At 54.2% G+C, this 15,967-nt stretch carries 16 protein-coding genes and 1 pseudogene; 8 read left to right on the top strand and 9 right to left on the bottom strand.

Features of this window, described 5'->3' with window-relative positions:
- The first annotated feature begins 151 nt into the window (after positions 1 to 151).
- The 3 genes from ACPOL_RS35675 to ACPOL_RS03020 are packed head-to-tail and all read left to right on the top strand — an operon-like array spanning position 152 to position 1,082.
- Positions 152 to 259, top strand: coding sequence for a LysR family transcriptional regulator (locus ACPOL_RS35675; protein WP_338026743.1), 108 nt, complete (start codon positions 152 to 154; stop codon positions 257 to 259).
- Positions 235 to 456, top strand: a complete 222-nt coding sequence (locus ACPOL_RS34475) for a LysR family transcriptional regulator (protein ID WP_338026742.1) — start codon at positions 235 to 237, stop codon at positions 454 to 456. The genes ACPOL_RS35675 and ACPOL_RS34475 overlap by 25 nt, the downstream gene beginning before the upstream one ends.
- Complete coding sequence (locus tag ACPOL_RS03020; protein WP_236657190.1) at positions 441 to 1,082, top strand: LysR substrate-binding domain-containing protein; 642 nt, start codon at positions 441 to 443, stop codon at positions 1,080 to 1,082. The genes ACPOL_RS34475 and ACPOL_RS03020 overlap by 16 nt, the downstream gene beginning before the upstream one ends.
- Before the next feature lie 72 nt (positions 1,083 to 1,154).
- On the opposite strand, the gene ACPOL_RS03015 is transcribed toward ACPOL_RS03020, so the two are convergent.
- The 8 genes from ACPOL_RS03015 to ACPOL_RS02980 form a co-directional block, all read right to left on the bottom strand.
- On the bottom strand, positions 1,155 to 1,715 hold the full coding sequence (locus ACPOL_RS03015) for a TetR/AcrR family transcriptional regulator (protein ID WP_114205751.1): 561 nt from the start codon (positions 1,713 to 1,715) through the stop codon (positions 1,155 to 1,157).
- 146 nt (positions 1,716 to 1,861) lie between these two features.
- The gene (locus ACPOL_RS03010; protein ID WP_114205750.1) at positions 1,862 to 3,007 is read right to left on the bottom strand and encodes an alkene reductase; all 1,146 of its coding nucleotides are present in this window, start codon (positions 3,005 to 3,007) and stop codon (positions 1,862 to 1,864) included.
- A 55-nt stretch (positions 3,008 to 3,062) separates the two neighbouring features.
- Positions 3,063 to 4,031 (bottom strand): zinc-dependent alcohol dehydrogenase family protein, encoded by a 969-nt coding sequence (locus ACPOL_RS03005; protein ID WP_236657189.1) that lies wholly within the window; start codon positions 4,029 to 4,031, stop codon positions 3,063 to 3,065.
- A gap of 144 nt (positions 4,032 to 4,175) precedes the next feature.
- Positions 4,176 to 5,312 carry an alkene reductase gene (locus ACPOL_RS03000; protein ID WP_114205748.1) on the bottom strand — a complete coding sequence of 379 codons (1,137 nt, stop codon included), beginning with the start codon at positions 5,310 to 5,312 and terminating at the stop codon, positions 4,176 to 4,178.
- Positions 5,313 to 5,374: 62 nt separating this feature from the next.
- Complete coding sequence (locus ACPOL_RS02995; RefSeq protein WP_114205747.1) at positions 5,375 to 6,460, bottom strand: NAD(P)-dependent alcohol dehydrogenase; 1,086 nt, start codon at positions 6,458 to 6,460, stop codon at positions 5,375 to 5,377.
- A 32-nt stretch (positions 6,461 to 6,492) separates the two neighbouring features.
- Complete coding sequence (locus ACPOL_RS02990) at positions 6,493 to 7,371, bottom strand: SDR family oxidoreductase (protein ID WP_114205746.1); 879 nt, start codon at positions 7,369 to 7,371, stop codon at positions 6,493 to 6,495.
- Between the two features lie 572 nt (positions 7,372 to 7,943).
- Positions 7,944 to 8,567 (bottom strand): response regulator, encoded by a 624-nt coding sequence (locus tag ACPOL_RS02985; protein ID WP_161557168.1) that lies wholly within the window; start codon positions 8,565 to 8,567, stop codon positions 7,944 to 7,946.
- Positions 8,568 to 8,762: 195 nt separating this feature from the next.
- The gene (locus tag ACPOL_RS02980; RefSeq protein WP_114205744.1) at positions 8,763 to 9,389 is read right to left on the bottom strand and encodes a response regulator; all 627 of its coding nucleotides are present in this window, start codon (positions 9,387 to 9,389) and stop codon (positions 8,763 to 8,765) included.
- A gap of 244 nt (positions 9,390 to 9,633) precedes the next feature.
- On the opposite strand from ACPOL_RS02980, the gene ACPOL_RS02975 reads away from it, so the two are divergent.
- Positions 9,634 to 12,702: a sensor histidine kinase gene (locus ACPOL_RS02975; protein WP_161557167.1), complete on the top strand. Its 3,069-nt coding sequence runs from the start codon at positions 9,634 to 9,636 to the stop codon at positions 12,700 to 12,702.
- Here ACPOL_RS02975 and ACPOL_RS02970 read toward each other — a convergent pair.
- Positions 12,694 to 13,656 (bottom strand): LysR family transcriptional regulator, encoded by a 963-nt coding sequence (locus ACPOL_RS02970; protein WP_161557166.1) that lies wholly within the window; start codon positions 13,654 to 13,656, stop codon positions 12,694 to 12,696. The two genes, ACPOL_RS02975 and ACPOL_RS02970, sit on opposite strands and share 9 nt — an antisense overlap.
- Positions 13,657 to 13,913: 257 nt before the next feature.
- Here ACPOL_RS02970 and ACPOL_RS02965 point away from each other — a divergent pair, with 257 nt between their 5' ends.
- The 4 genes and pseudogenes from ACPOL_RS02965 to ACPOL_RS02955 all read left to right on the top strand — a co-directional run bounded on the left by ACPOL_RS02965 (position 13,914) and on the right by ACPOL_RS02955 (position 15,963).
- Positions 13,914 to 14,654, top strand: coding sequence for an SDR family NAD(P)-dependent oxidoreductase (locus ACPOL_RS02965; RefSeq protein WP_114205741.1), 741 nt, complete (start codon positions 13,914 to 13,916; stop codon positions 14,652 to 14,654).
- Positions 14,655 to 14,776: 122 nt separating this feature from the next.
- On the top strand, positions 14,777 to 14,920 hold the full coding sequence (locus ACPOL_RS35980; protein ID WP_236657188.1) for an SDR family NAD(P)-dependent oxidoreductase: 144 nt from the start codon (positions 14,777 to 14,779) through the stop codon (positions 14,918 to 14,920).
- Positions 14,920 to 15,543 (top strand): annotated as a pseudogene (locus tag ACPOL_RS02960) (SDR family NAD(P)-dependent oxidoreductase); the annotation flags it as partial. The gene ACPOL_RS35980 and the pseudogene ACPOL_RS02960, both read left to right, overlap by 1 nt.
- Before the next feature lie 21 nt (positions 15,544 to 15,564).
- A complete protein-coding gene (locus tag ACPOL_RS02955) occupies positions 15,565 to 15,963 on the top strand; it encodes a DUF427 domain-containing protein (protein WP_114205740.1) in 399 nt (132 codons plus the stop codon).
- The last annotated feature ends 4 nt before the right edge of the window (positions 15,964 to 15,967 follow it).

The raw sequence follows: 15,967 nt of genomic DNA, 5'->3' as shown, positions 1-15,967 counted from the left end.
TCTTCGCTTTGTCGTGCACAAAACGGACACCCCTTCTCACTCGAAAGACACATGACGATAGTTAGAATTTAGCCCCTGTTGCATGAATTAGCGATACTTTATAGGCTGAAAGGTATGCTTGCAAAGCATAGCGAACGTATTTGGGGGATGTATGGAGTTGAGGCATCTGCGGTACTTCGTCGCCGTCGCGGAGGCAGGCAGTTTCAAGCTTGCTGCGCAGAAGAAGTTGCATAGTTGCATACGACCCAGCCATCTTTGAGCAGGCAGATTCGTGCTTTGGAGGATGAGATCGGTGCTCGGTTGGTGGCAAGAACCTCCCGAGGGATTGAACTTACGTCAGCCGGACAGGTCTTCCTGGATCACGCCAAGGTAGTTCTTTCCCAGGTAGAAGTCGGCGTGGAAGCCGCGCGCCGGGTCGCAGACCCCGCCAAGCCTTATTTGTGTTTGGTTTTCTGACAGGACATGAGTCCACCTGGCTTCCAGCGGCGCTGCAATTGCTAAGGGATGAACTGCCTGGAGCCCACGTAGTCGTATCGAGCCAAGTGTCCCCGCACTTGGCGGTTGCGATCTCAGGCGGGCGTATGGACGCAGCATTCCTTAGAAGGGAAGAAGGTGCATCCGATCTCGAGTTTCGTCTTCTTGCGAAGGAACCGCTGGAGGTTTTTATGCGAAATGACCGCCGCCTTGCAGCGATGAGTGAGATAGACCCCAAGGAGCTGATCGGCGAAACATTCATCAGTGTGTCGGGGAAAGCGCTTAGCGGCAAAGGAACAGCTCCCGCGCTCAGGGTGGCGATTGATCGGTATCTGATTGATTGCGGCTTACATATCAAGCCGAGCCACGAGGTAGACAATCTCGCGGGAGCGATGTCTCTTATCGATTCGACCCACGGTGTTGCGCTGCTACCGATATATGCCAAGAATCTGCTGTCCGGTCCAGTCACTAGTCGACCCCTTGTTGGGGAGACCCCAACAAGCGATCTCTGCCTCGGCTTCAAGAAAACTAATGAATCACCTCTCCTGAAACACCTATTATCCCGTCTAGATGAACTTATCTCGCGGGCCTCCTCGGGAACGCGTTGATGAATTACTCGGAGGGCAGTTTCAATCGGCTTCGAGATTCTAGTTACGGGAAAGCTCTTCTCAGGTAAGCGATCACTTGGACTCAGCAAGGAATTCCATAAACTGATCGATCTTCTTCTTGGTCGGCGCCGGCACCACGGATGAATTCTCTTCGAGACAAAGGCCAGAGAAAAACGTAAAAATCATATCGCTTAGCAGTCCAGGATTTGACTTGGTTGGGTCGGCGGCCTTTACATTGGCTGTGAGCAGACGCCTAAGTTTTGCATTGTTCTCGTCGATGATTCTGCGTGCCTCCGGGGGCAGTCTGGAGGCATCGCGAAGGGAGTTGACCGAAAAGCATCCTCGGCGTCCTGAGTAGCATGTATGACCGATCTCCAGGAATCTGCGAACGTTGTTCCAACTCTTCGGTTCTGAAGACAGAATCTCAACGCCACCGCGAGTATTCAGATAGTGCCGAAGGCTCTCAAGAAAAATATCTTCCTTGTCTTTGAATTCGGCATAAAGGCCGGACTTGTTGACGCCGGTCGCCCTCTCCAGATCCTGCAGTGTCGTGTCCGACAGCCCTTTCTCCCAGAAAAGGACAATCGCCTTCATCAGAACATCTTCGCGAGTAAAGAGTTTCGGTCTGCCCATAAATCTTAGATGAGCTCAGTCTATTCCAAGCTCAAAAAATCGGCAGCCAAATTGACCGGCCCCAATGCGAGTCCGCAAGCCCCTGTCGCTGATGGAGGCTTGCCGCACTTGACTGCAAAATCAACGTTGCAGTCAGCAAACCAGGCTCATGCGGTGGTGAGCATGGAATCAGGAACACTTTGAGTTGCATAAGCCTGGAAATCTGTGTAAAAGCGCTCAGTCCCACCCCAAAAGGCGGAACGTTCATAAGCGGTGAGCGGGTAGCCCTGCTTCAGCCGTTCCGGTAGGTCCGGGTTGGAGGTGAAATAACGTCCAAAAGCTACCAAGTCCGCGTCGCCTTTGGATATGATTTCGTTGGCAGATTCGCGATCAAAGCCGCCGGCTGCGAGAAGCGTGCCGCGATAGATTGTCCGAAGGTACTTCGAGGCAACGACTTCGTCGTTCTCCGCATTTTGCTTGGTGACATCACCAGCGACGCGGGGCTCGATGACGTGCAGATAGGCCAAGTCGAACGCGTTCATCTGCTCAGCAACGTAACCGAAAAGAGCGAGAGGATTACTGTCGCTCATCTCGTTAAAAGTACCGCTGGGACCGATACGAACTCCAACTCTTCCTGGTCCCCAGACAGACACCGCGGCTTTAGTGACTTCTAGTAGGAATCGAGCACGGTTCTCTACGGAGCCTCCATAGGCGTCCGTACGCTTGTTAGAGCCATCCTGGAGGAATTGATCCAACAGGTAGCCATTGGCGCTGTGAATCTCAATACCATCTACGCCAGCAGCCAAAGCACGCGCAGCAGCACTTCGAAACTGCTCCACTACATCTTGGATGTCAGCGATCGTCATTTCGCGCGAGGGAGAAACGGGAACGAACTCCCCATTGAGGAAGGCGTGACCATGATACGGAACGACCGAGGGTGCCAAGGGCGACTCGCCATTGGGTTGCAAGTCAATGTGGTTTGTGCGACCTGTGTGGATGATCTGGGCAAAGACAATTCCACCCTTGGCGTGGATCGCGTCCGCAATTCTCTTGAATCCGAGAATATGTCGATCGTCATAGATGCCAGGCATCCCCTGATACCCAGATCCTTTGTCGGAGACAGCAGCCGCCTCGATAATGATCAAGCCGCCCTTCGAAGTACGTTGCTCATAATGCGTGACCATCATGTCGCTCGCGCTCCCATCCGTCTGCGCGCGAAGTCGAGTCAACGGCGGCATCACGACGCGATGCGATAGAGAGTATGGGCCAAGTGTCAGCGGTGAAAATAAGTCTTGGGTTGATGTGTTTCTCATTTGTGATCTCCTTGCTAATGCGGTCGTCTATCGCCACTCATCGCTCCCATGATTGCTAGAGCGTGACGACTAACTTTCCAAACTGTTGGTTCGACTCAAGGTACGTGTGAGCCTCGATGATGTCTTCGAAGGGGAACGATTTGGCGATGACCGGCTTCAAGCGGCCCTCCTCTAAACCTTTAAGAACGAAGGATTTGGCCTTTGCGAGTCGCACCGGATCGCCGGAGGTCGTCCAAATTGTGTTCGCGTGTATGGTGACATGCTTCGCAAGCATTTCCAGAATGGGGAGAGCAGTGGGTTCCTCGCTCAACGCACCGTATAAGATTAGGGTCGCTCCCGGGCTGGACGCGGCGAGAAGCTTCGTAAAGGACGGGCCCCCTATAGGATCGAACACAACGCGCGCACCTTTGCCGTTCGTGATCTTGAGAATCTCCAAGACAAGGTCTTGCTCCTCTGTGGCGATGACGTGCCGCGCACCAGCGTCTAGAAGCGGCGCTCGCTTCGCACTCGTGCGGGTTAACGCAATCGAGGTCGCCCCAACCATGTTGGCTACCTGAATCGCTGCAATTCCCACGCTGCTAGAAGCCGCCGGAATCACCACGGTCTCTCCAGCCAAGAGGCCGGCTTGGTCCACCAATGCCCCGTAGGCGGTAATGAACATCATCCATATCGACGCGGCTTCCTCGAATGACAGGGACGGCGGGTTTTTGACTACGGCGAACGTTGGTGCCAAGACCAATTCTCCGTACATACCGTACTGGTTTTGAGAAAACGCGGGAACCACACTCACCGCTTCGCCAATTGTGAAGCCGGTCTCGCCTTCTCCGATTGCTTCGATGATGCCAGCAGCCTCATAACCGAGCCTTGCAGGGAGTATCGGCTCTTCAATGTACTTCCCAGATCGCCACATCGATTCGGCGCGATTGAGTCCCAGAGCCCTTGCGCGGATCCTGACTTCATTTGGTCCCGGTGCTGGGATGTCAATGTCGTCGATCCTAAGGACTTCGGGTCCTCCTGTTTCCATGAAGCGAACGGTTCTCGACATTGTCATATTCTTGGAACTTCCGAAGCGGCGGTAATAAAGGGGGGCACAAACGCATTCCATCCAAGCGAGGCACCTGTGACGGACCAAAGTCCGTCACAGGACGCGGCTTCGCTCGAGTTGGGACTATTTGGACGCGTACTGCGTGGAGTAAGCCGGATAGTCGTTGTAGCCTTTGGGATCAAATGTGTAGAAGGTACTCCGATCGTACTCAGCGAGTGGGAGCCCATCCTCAATTCGCTTTGGAAGATCAGGATTCGAGATGAAATGACGACCGAACGCCACAGCATCCAACACACCTTTTACGACCGACTCCTCAGCCGTGTCAGGCTCGAAGCCACCAGCTGCGATGATCTTGCCCTTGAAAATCTTACGGAGACGCTCGGACGCAACGGGTCCTTGATTTTCGTGGATTACGATATTGCCCTTGACTCGCGGTTCGATGATATGGAGATAAGCAAGGTTGAACTGATTCAACTGCTCAGCCACGTAGGCAAATAACGGCTCCGGATTGCTGTCGTGCATCGCATTGAATGTGCCACCAGGACCGATGCGGACTGCGACCCGATCGCCACCCCATACTGAAACCAGGGCAGCCACCGCCTCGAGAAGCAGACGAGATCGGTTCTCGTATGAACCACCATATTCATCCGTGCGCTGGTTGCTGCCGTCTTGTAGGAACTGATCAATCAAGTAACCGTTTGCAGCATGGAGTTCGACCCCATCGAAGCCAGCGTCTTTTGCGCGCTGCGCGGCTTTGCGATAGTCCTCGACGATTGCAGCGATCTCTTTGACCTCAAGTGCGCGGTGGGGTGAGGGCTGAATCCATCCATCCGGCGTAGATACTACCTGAGCGGGATTCTCCCAGTACGTGGGATTTACGGAGGCGGTTACGGGCGTGGCCCCGCCTGTCATCGTGACATGCGATGCGCGCCCCGTGTGCCAGAGCTGGGCAAACATAATGCCGCCTTTGGCGTGGACACCCTTAAGTACCTTCTTCCAGCCTTCAACATGTTCAGCCAAATAGAGACCCGGCGACCCAAGCCAGCCGCGACTCGTTAGGGAGATGTTGGTGGCTTCGCCGATAATCAGCCCGCCATCCGACGCCCGTTGCTTATAGTAATCGGCCATCAGATCACCAGGAATTGAATTCGGCTGGATTGATCGCGAACGGGTGAGAGGGGCCATCACGACCCGATGTTTCAGCGAGACCGCTCCAATCTGTAGCGGTGTGAAGAGAGCTTGTTCCTTTGACGTTTTCATTTCTTACCTCGTGAGTTGCTTTTGACTTTCGGTTTAGGTCTGCTGATATTCCTCTCAGAGCACTACGCTTTGTCTGGCGATCGAAGCGATTGCATATCGATCACAAATCTGTACTTGACGTCACTGCGCTGCATGCGGGTAAAGGCAGCTTCAATTTGATCGATCGGGATCGTCTCAATATCCGCCAGGATGCCGTGCTTTGCGCTGAAGTCAAGTAACTCCTGGGTCTCAGGAATACCGCCTACGAGAGAACCGGCCAGACTTCGCCGGCCAAAGATCAAATTCGTAGCTGATGGAGAAGGGTGCGACTGAGCCGGAACCCCGACCAGTGCCATCGTGCCATTCAAGCTCAGAAGACTCAGATACGGGTCAAGATCATGCGCTACTGCCACTGAGTTGACGATCAAATCGAGGCTGGCCGCCTGCCTTTTCATTTCATCCGCGCTCTTGGAAAGCACTACTTCGTCAGCTCCCAGAGCGAAGGCGTCCTGGCGCTTTTCCTCAGATGTTGTAAAGGCAACAACCTGAGCTCCCAAAGCGTGAGCCAATTTGATTCCCATATGCCCGAGGCCGCCGATTCCTACGATTCCGACACGCTTACCGGGGCCGGCATTCCAGTAGCGAAGAGGTGACCACATGGTGATACCAGCGCACAAGAGAGGCGCCACGGCTGCCAATTGGGCCTCCGGATGGCTAACACGCAGCGCAAATTCCTGCCGAACAACGATCAGATTCGAATAGCCACCAAAAGTGTTCTCTCCACTAATGCGATCAGGGGCGTTGTAAGTCCAAGTTGCGCCCTTCTCGCAGAATTGTTCGAGTCCCATCTGGCAGTGCGCGCACGTTCTGCAACTGTCAACCATCGTCCCGACGGCCACAAGATCGCCGACTTTCATTGTGCTCACGTCCGTCCCGACGGCCTTTACGCGTCCGACAATCTCATGGCCAGGAACCGCTGGAAACAAAGTACCGTTCTCGTATACGGTGCCGTCCCACTCACCGCGCGCAGTGTGCAGATCCGAGTGGCACACACCACAGTAGAGGACTTCGATCAATAGATCGTTGTCTCTTAGTTCTCTCCGCGCAAACGTGAATGGCTCGAGCGGACTGGAACTTGATTGAGCAGCATAACCGCGGGCTTCGTACATAATCTTCACCTTTTCCTTTGAACCAGCGTCACTCAATAGCTGAAAACGCTTGAGTTTTTCTCGATGAATTCAGCGAGAGTCCGAGGCTGTCTGCCGACGATCGATTGGAAGTTGCTCTGCACCTCGTCGCCGATCAATTTGCCTGTGGCGAAGTCCCGGTAGCATTCGTATACGCACTTCATGTAGGCAGGCTCGCCACCAGCTGCCAAAACATTCTCGAAAAACTCTGTAGCCGGATGCGACTGGTATCGAAACGATTTACCCAGGAGCTTCGTCATGAGCTCGGCGATTTCGTGATAGCTCTTGGCCTCATAGCCCATTCGGTATGTCTGTCCGTGGTGTTTCTTTGGATCGAGCAGGGCCGCGGCGGCTGCGGCGGCAACGTCATCACAATCTACCCAGCTCAGACGCGCGTCACCGATATATTGGTGAATTACGCCTTGTTTGACGAAGCTCTCCCCTCCATACCCAAGAAGATTTTGCATAAACATCTCGGGACGAAGGTGCGTGTAGAAAGGGATCCCAGAGGAAGAAATGTATCGTTCGATGAACTGATGCCATCCGTAGTGTCCAACGTGCGTGTCATCGTCTCCGCAAGCACCTAGGTGAACAATCTGTTCAACGCCAGCTTTCTTGGCGACGTCAACTACGTCTTTGCTCTGTCGCAGCATGTCGACGGTATAGCCGGTCATGAGGAAGATTCTGTCCACACCTGTAAACGCAGGCATCATGGACTCTGCGTTGTCCAGATCGAGGTACACGGAGGGTATCCCTAACGCTGTAGCCTTCTCTGGAGAGCGCGCGCCTGCAACGACTTCAACTGACTTGTCCTTCAGCAGGTAGGGAAGGAGCAGTCCCCCTACTTGTCCTGTGGCTCCCGTTACAAGAATCCTCTTCTTTGCTGCACTCATAGTTGATCTCCTGCCTTGCAAGCGTTGTTCTGAAAACCCGTTATTCTTTCCCATCGCAGTCTTTGATTCGCATAATGAACCAATGGGTTCAAAATAAATTGGGCCGTCTCGCGTGCATCGATGATCGACGGGTGCTGTGGTACTCCAAAGTTGTCCTATCGCATCGATCTCAAGGCTTTTCATCCATCGCCTCGTTCAGTACGGTCTGAGTTTCTCTACGTCGACCTGCAGTCGGGAAGGGGAACTGCGAACCTGGTGTTTGGTTCATCGCTCCGGTCGGCAGACTCTAGCGTTGCAAGTTCTTGACCCGCGAGAACAGAGTCAATTGTGGATGGTCACGGTGGATATCGTGCGGTGCGAATCAGGCTGAGCGCGATGAGCAATCCGACCACAATCGTGTGGATATGAATAAAGAAGTTTCTCCATGTATGTCCAACGGTCGAAGGTGGATGGACGTCGAGCATATGACTCTCTTCAATCAGATTTATGAATGTGTCCCGTGTACTGTGAAGATGATGATCTCTCTGCCCTGGCGCATTGAGAAGACTCAATAGGGCCAAACCGGTCATGCTCTATCTAGCCGGGTATTTAGTCAAGATCGCTCCGCTTTGGCCTTCGTGAGAGAAAGGCCGATTTTGAGGGATGCCGAGTATGCGGTGGATAGTTGTGACGAGTGAAACAACGTTGAGCGGCTTCGCCTCGACGTGTACGGCCGCTTTGAGCGATCGAACTTGCCGGCGCACCTCAGTTTCATGGCTTCGAGCCGAAAGAAGAAAGATGGCGCATTCCGAAGTCAAGTCGAGTATCTTCGCCGCTACTGCGATGCCGTCCATCTTCGGCATTGATATATCACTTAGCAAAAGGTCGGGTCGGCAAGCCATAAAGAAATCGAGTGCTTCATTCGGGCAGGAAAACCACACCGCGTCGAAGCCGTGTTTCATGAGGATTTCAGCAAGGGTAATTGCAATAACCGGCTCGTCGTCGACCACAGCAATCAGCGGGCGCTCGAATGGGATAGCACCGTCTCGCCTCAAAACATGGCAGTCGGCCTGTGGCGAGCGGTTCGGATGGGTGGTGATGAATAACTCTAAACGCGTATTATTCTCGGAGCTCTTTGCTTCGAACCAACTCAAATGAGCTTCGGAGGCGGTGAGCACTCCGGATCTTTGGGAATGCTGAGCTAAGACGACGGCCATGTGCATGAGGAGACCTCAACGGGCACATCGGTCCCTTGGCCGGACGCTAACAGCTATCCGTGAGATGGACTGTGGCCGAGACACGAATCTATCCCTCTCCAACGACGGCAGACAGACCAATTAGGGGCAATTTGCGATAGCTCTTCTGGGCTCTTGGCGGTGGCCATATTCCTGATCGACTCGCTACTCTACCAATTAGAGATCGATGTAGCCGCGCCGGGCCGCAATGATGACGGCCCCTGTGCGATCGTTCGCGTCAAGTTTTGAGAGGATGTTCTTGATGTGATTCTTAACAGTATGTTCCGCAATGGACAAATCGCACGCGATCAGTTTATTTGGGCTTCCTTGCGCAAGACCGCGGAGTACGTCGAGTTCTCGGGGCGTTAGAGCATCGTCCGCTGCGTGTTGTGCGAGCTGCAATGCGATCTCTGGCGGTATCCGACGCTCTCCCATATGGACGCCACGAATTGTGTCGATCAACTCCGTACGGAGTGTGTCCTTGAGTAGGTATCCAACGGCACCAGCTTTGAATGCGCTCAAGACCTTGATATCGCCTGCCCAAGTCGTCAACACGACGATCCGTGCTCGGGAAAACTCAGAACGGATGGCCGTAATAGCTTCCAAGCCTCCGACATGGGGCATACGAAGATCCATTAGGGTCACATCTGGCCGATGAGTTCGGAACAGTTCGATCGCCGCTTTTCCATCGGAGGCCTGCGCCACAACCGTCATATCGGACTGAGAGTTGATCTCTGAAGTAATGCCGGCCGTCATGAGGGGGTGATCGTCGACGGTCATAACCCGGATCTGCCGTTCACCCATAACGTTCCTCCCTCACCTGGAGGCTTTGTGCCAACCAGAATGGCTGCGTATGTTCATCGTAGCTCTAAAACCGAAGGAAGAAGTAGCCCAAAAGGGCCAGGTTCCCCTGTGTCAATCGAGTATTGTCGAACCGCTTGGCGAGCCATAATCTGATTTCTCCACACCGCAGAACAGTCGAAGCATCATGACGCACCAGCGTTCTTTGCCTTTCCCTCGAATCTCTTCCAAGAAGCCGGCGGCAAACATGCCTGAGCGTCCGATCGTATTCTCGAAGATCATCCTGCTGATTGTCGTTATGCTTCCGACCTCATTGGTCGCACAAAGCCTTCCTCTTTCGCATTTTCAACATACCGCCTGGACCCTCCAGGACGGGGCTCCCTCTCAAATCGACGCACTCGCGCAAACGAAGGATGGCTACATCTGGCTAGGCACCGTTAACGGTCTCTTTCGTTTCAACGGGATCAGATTTGAACCGTACAAGCCATCCGGTGGTCAGCAGCTCGCCCATACCGGCGTCCGATCGCTCCTGGCGACGGACGATGGAGGGCTCTGGATCGGGTACATTATGGGAAAAACGAGTTTCTTGAAGGACGGTATCCTCCAAAACCAGCGGCTAACTAGACACGCTCATGGAGGCGGTACTGTCTTCTCGATTATTACCGACCCGGATGGGAGCCTTTGGAGCGCAACCTACGAAGGGCTCATGCATTTTTTCGCAGGAGAATGGCACGACGCGGATGAAGCTGCAGGGTTGGATATCAAGACGTGCTACTTCCTCTACAAAGACCGCTCAGGAACGCTATGGCTGGCGACGAATGACTTTGTATACCGCCTTGATCGCGGTTCCAAGCACTTAGTGAATACCGGGATTAACGGCGGGCCTGACGCTGTCTTTACCGACGGTCCAGACGGAGCCGTCTGGATCGCTGACCGCAAAGGCTTATACGGCGTTACGGATCAGAAGAGCCCAAACCGCTCTTCTCGCCACATCATTCCTTACAAAGACACAGCGACGGACCTTCGCTTCGATAACACCGGAGCACTTTGGGCACTCGGTGCAAAGACTGGCATAACTCGTATTCGGCAACCGAACGATGCTATCAAGCCGTCCCCAGCCGGCCTTCAAGGTGACCTTGAGCACTTCAGCCTGAAGGATGGACTCAGCTCAGAACGCGGCTTGGCGTCTTTCAAGGACCGTGAAGGAAATATCTGGATTGCCACATCCGATGGTCTCGATCGATTCCGAGTGATGGCCTTCGATCCTGCTCCGCTACCTGCGAGCTTCGGACAGTACATGATTGCTGCACCGCACGACGGGTCGCTTCTCATTGGCACAGAAAGCGACGGTCTCCAGGTGTTCCGGGGAGGAAAGGTCTCGAAGGTCAAAGCCGTGACACTGAAGGACATCGCATGCCTCTACCCTGCTTCTGACGGAAAGCTTTGGCTTGGTGGAACGGGTGACCTGGGCTATCTCAAGGGAGATCAGTTTGTGGCTGTTCCAATCCCAGCAAAATTGAAATCGCTTGGACGGGATACGCAGTCGATGACATCGGCCCCCGGCGGGGACCTCTTGATGCAGGCCGATGCGAGGCTTGAAATACTCCGTTTGCATGAAGGGCAGTGGAGCGAGCTTCCCAATCCGGACGGCTTTGGACCCGCTATGGTCATGTCGACGGACAACTCAGGCCGCGTGTGGGCGGGTTATGAGGGCGGTATCGTCACAATATTCAAAGATGGCAAGAGGAGGACCTTCAACAAAGAGAGCGGCGTCACCATTGGCAATGTCACCGCCCTGTATGCCTCGGGCGACACAATGTGGATGGGAGGAGAACATGGTCTAGAGGTCATGAGGTCGGATCATCCCGTGGCGGTGAAGTTCGCCGGACCTACGTCAATTGATGGCGTCTCGGGCATCATCCAGATGGAAGACGGCAGCATGTGGATCAATGCGCTTCCTGGCGTGCTTCGGATTTCTGCGGAAGAAATCAAGCAGTCTGCGAAGGATCCATCCCATCCGATGCAATACGAACTCTTCAACTATCTTGATGGCATTTCGGGTCAGGCTCCGCAGATCCGAGGGTTCCCATCAGTCGTCCGTGGAATCGGGCATATTCTTTGGTTCGCGACTACCAACGGTGTTGCGTCCGTCGATACGTCGAACCTTCACAGGAATCCGCTACCCCCACCGGTCTCGATCGAAGATCTCGTAGTGGACGGGAGGGCATTGAATGTCGACAGAGCCGCCTTGCTGCGCAAAGGCTCACAAAACGTTCAAATCGACTACACGGCGCTCAGCCTGTCGGTTCCTCAAAGGGTGTTGTTTCGCTATCGACTAGACGGCTACGACAAACAATGGCAGGACGCGGGCATCAGGCGACAGGCGCTGTATTCTCATCTTCCGCCGGGACACTATACCTTTCACGTGATCGCCTGTAATAACGACGGAGTGTGGAACAACGCAGGCGCCTCGCTTACTTTCTATCTTCCACCCACCTTTTTTCAGAGTTGGTATTTCAAAGGCGTTGTCGCGATAGCGGTGGCTGCCACCTTTTGGTTTCTCTACTTGCGTCGTCTCAAGCAGGAAACGTCGAAGGTTCAGGAACGGCTCTACGAGCGCTTCTCCGAAAGAGAGAGAATTGCCCGCGATTTGCACGACACCTTTTTTCAGGGGATTCAAGGCCTTCTGCTAAGCGTTCAATCTGCGGTCCGGCGCCTTCCCGAAGGGGATGAGAATAAAACAGCGTTAGAAGAGACCTTAGCTCAATCGGATAGCGTGATGTCTCAGGGGAGGGAATTGGTCTTCAACCTAAGGGTTCGGTCTCGAGACGCGCAGGACCTGGGAAGTCAACTGGAAGCATCGGCGAAGGAGTTCGCCCGTTATTACCCATCGGAGTTCTCTCTGATTGTGCTCGGCGAACCGAAAGCTCTCTACACCCATGTGTGCGAGGAGCTCTGCAAATTGAGCCGAGAAGCATTATGTAACGCATACCGACACGCCCAAGCCGACCACGTCGAAGCCAGAATTGAGTATCGCTTAGATGTATTACGTCTATCGGTCAGCGACGATGGCATGGGGATCGACGAAGAGATTGTGGCTGAGGGCGCTGTTGATAATCACTGGGGATTGCCAGGTATGAAAGAACGAGCTTCCAGCATTGGAGCGACCTTTAGAGTTGTAAGCGGCCGTGGATCGGGGACGATCATACAAGTAGAGTTGCCTTCCCAAGTCGCATATTCGCACTCTGTATCTGGCCCCGTTCGGAGTTTTATGAGGGCCTTCAAAAGATCTGGTAGTCGCGGGACGTCAGTGTGAGGCCTTCGAACCCCTTAGAGGCATAGGCTTGGGTTGCTGATCGCTGACATGAGGATTGAACTGGAAACAAAGTGCAAAACATGCTTCAAGATGGTCGATGAGTATGCGGACCTTGGTCGGCACTCTACGACTAGCCGGCCTAACGGCCATGATCGGTATGGTTCTCTCAAGCGGACTGAGGAGGCGTACAACCGTTCCTTCTCGCAATTCCGCTGCAAAAAGCCACGCGGGCGCCTGCGCAATGCCGAGATGCTCCAAAACGCCCATCCTCAACTGTTCGAGGTCGCCTGTCCGAAGGGCTCCGCGCGGGACAATTTGGATGATATTTGCCGTATCGCCAAAGCTCCACGGAAGTACAGCCCCGTTCTGCATATAGGCGATAGATGGAAAGTTACGAAGTTCCGAGGCGGCGTTTGGTGCACCATAACGCGCGACATATTGCGGCGTTGCCACGAGAATCTCCATGGTCTGCCCAATCCTACGCACTACGAGGTCAGAGTCGGGAAGATCTCCCGAGTGGATCGCTATATCGAAGCCGTCATCGATGATTCTCGAAGGATGTCGCTCCGTTGAGGAGCCAAGCTCGACCGCCAAATCAGGATATCTCTCAAAGAACGCAGATAGCTTCGACACGACGTGAAGACGCGCAAACGTGGGTTGCACGCTTAAGCGGACCAGCCCTTTAGGAGCCGCATGTGCGCGGCCGATCCGTGAACTAACGTTCTCGTAGTCATCCAAGATGCGTACAGCGGAGCCATAGAAGTCCCTACCTGCATCTGTGAGGGAAATCGACCGTGAACTGCGGTGTATGAGCTCCACTCCCAATTCATCTTCAAGAGCTGAGATAAGCTTGCTCACCGCGGGTTGGCCGATGCCGCGCTCCTTGGCGGCCGCAGAGAAGCTTCCCTTTTCCGCGACCCTCACGAACGCTTGCATTGCGCCGAATTTGTCCATACTTCCTCCTATCCCCCTTGGAACAGATTCCTTCTTGTCTATTTTGGACTCAAAACCCATAAGAACCATCCCTATGGCCCTATTGAGGGCGTCACCGTGGGCTCTCTAGAGTCTGGCTCGAATGCAAGGACTGTATTCCCATAAGGAATAGATCGTATTCCTCGTTGTTCTAAATCCGCTGGGAACGTGTGACATCGGATAGGAGTGTTCAGATTCGAAAGATCACGGGAGCCGTTCCAAACTCAAAAGGAGAATTTATGTCTAAGCTCAAGAACAAAGTAGCACTTGTCACCGGCGGTTCTAGGGGTATCGGGGCAGCCATTGCCAAGCGCTTGTCTGCGGATGGAGCCAGCGTAGCAATCACCTACGCGAAGGATGCAACCTCGGCGACGGCAGTCGTCAAAGCAATCGAAGCAACCGGCGCGAAAGCGATTGCGATCAAGGCCGACGGCGGAGATCCTGTGGCGGTAAAGGCAGCAGTAGAGGAGACAGTCAAGACGTTTGGTCAACTGGACATCCTCGTGAACAACGCCGGCACGGCTATTCCAAAGCCATTCGCGGAAACAACGATTGAGGACATCGATCATGTGCTCAACCTTAACGTCCGTGGCGTGATGGTTGCCACGCAGACCGCCCTGAAGCACATGAAGAGCGGAAGTCGCATCATCATGATTGGATCGTGCGTAGGCGAACGCGTCATCGCTCCAGGTCTGGTCTCCTATTCTTCCACGAAGGGCGCGGTGAAGATGTTCGCCCAGGGGTTGGCAAGAGAGATCGGCAGCACTGGGATCACCGTCAACAATGTCCAGCCGGGGCCGATCGATACGGATCTGAATCCGGCTGATGGCGACTGGGCTGTGTCTCAAAAGGCGGCAACAGCGCTGGGTCGGTACGGTCACGTTGACGAGGTGGCCGCCCTTGTTGCGTTCGTTGCAGGACCTGACTCTTCATATATCACCGGCGCCAATCTTACGGTCGATGGGGGTACGAACGCCTGACGGGGGCCAGGACGGCTACCCACAATTAGTCGCAATGGGGAGAGTACGGACTGTGCGTTCGCCTCTCCCCATCTGATGCTGTACAAGCGGAACCGATGAGGAGCTCGAGAAAGGATTGAGCAATGACACTCGAAAACAAGTGGGCGCTGATTACGGGCGCATCGAGAGGGATTGGTCGGGCGACTGCGTTAGCCTTTGCCCGCGAGGGTGCACATGTACTTGTTCACTACGGTCGGTCCGCGAAAGAGGCGCCGAGACAGCTGTAAGCGAGATTCGGAGCAAAGGAGGACAAGCGGAGGCAATTCAAGCCGATTTGTCTACTCCGGACGGCGCAGCACTGCTTGCTAGTCGAACCAGATCAGCCATCGGCGATCATCTAGACGTTCTAGTAGCTAACGCAGGCGTCGGCAAGGCCGCACGCATTGCGGGGTATACCGTCGAAGATTTTGATAATCTCTATGCCACCAACGTAAGAGGCACATTTTTCCTCGTGCAACAATTGCTTCCTATAATGAGCGAGGGATCAAACATCGTAGTTGTCTCCTCAATCGGTGCACGATTTGTTGTCGGCGTTCCCGGGCTTGAGAATCCTTCGATTCTCGCCTATGCCTCAACAAAGGGAGCCCTTGAAACCCTGGTCAGGAATTGGGCGGCAATCCTCGGGCCACAAGGTATTCGTGTCAACGCTGTAGCTCCCGGCGTGATCGAGACCGATATGTCGAACTTCACCAAGACTGATGCCGGTCGTGAGGTAGCTCTTGGGATGCAGGCCTTGAAGCGGCTAGGCAAGCCGGAGGATGTTGCTGATGTTGTCGCCTTCATTGCATCCGATAATGCTCGGTGGATCACCGGCGCAAGTATCCCCGTGGATGGCGGATCTAAGCTCTGACGAAAATTGAGGAGATAGGCGATGCAGAATCACAAGCCGAAGGCAAAAGAGATCAAAGTGCCTGGTCCCGACCACACTCTTGTTGTTGTTCCATTCAGCGGTACCGTTCAAGTCACAGTCTCGGGGAGGACCGTGGCGGACACAAAACGCGCGCTTCAGCTAGACGAAGCCGGCTACCCGAGCGTCTATTACATCCCGCGAGAAGATACGGACATGTCCCTGCTCGTGCCAACTACGCACTACACGTACTGCCCTTACAAAGGAGACTGCAGCTACTTCAGCATCCCCATTGGCGGCCCACGCTCCGAATATGCTGTCTGGACCTACGAGGAGCCCTACGACGCGGTTGCCGAGATCAAGAATCATCTAGCCTTTTATCCTTCCCGAGTTGACGAAATCACCGTTCGGGACGAGCAATGATTAT

This window comes from Acidisarcina polymorpha (assembly GCF_003330725.1).
GTDB classification, from domain to species: domain Bacteria; phylum Acidobacteriota; class Terriglobia; order Terriglobales; family Acidobacteriaceae; genus Acidisarcina; species Acidisarcina polymorpha.
This window is presented reverse-complemented; position numbering and strand designations above follow the sequence as displayed.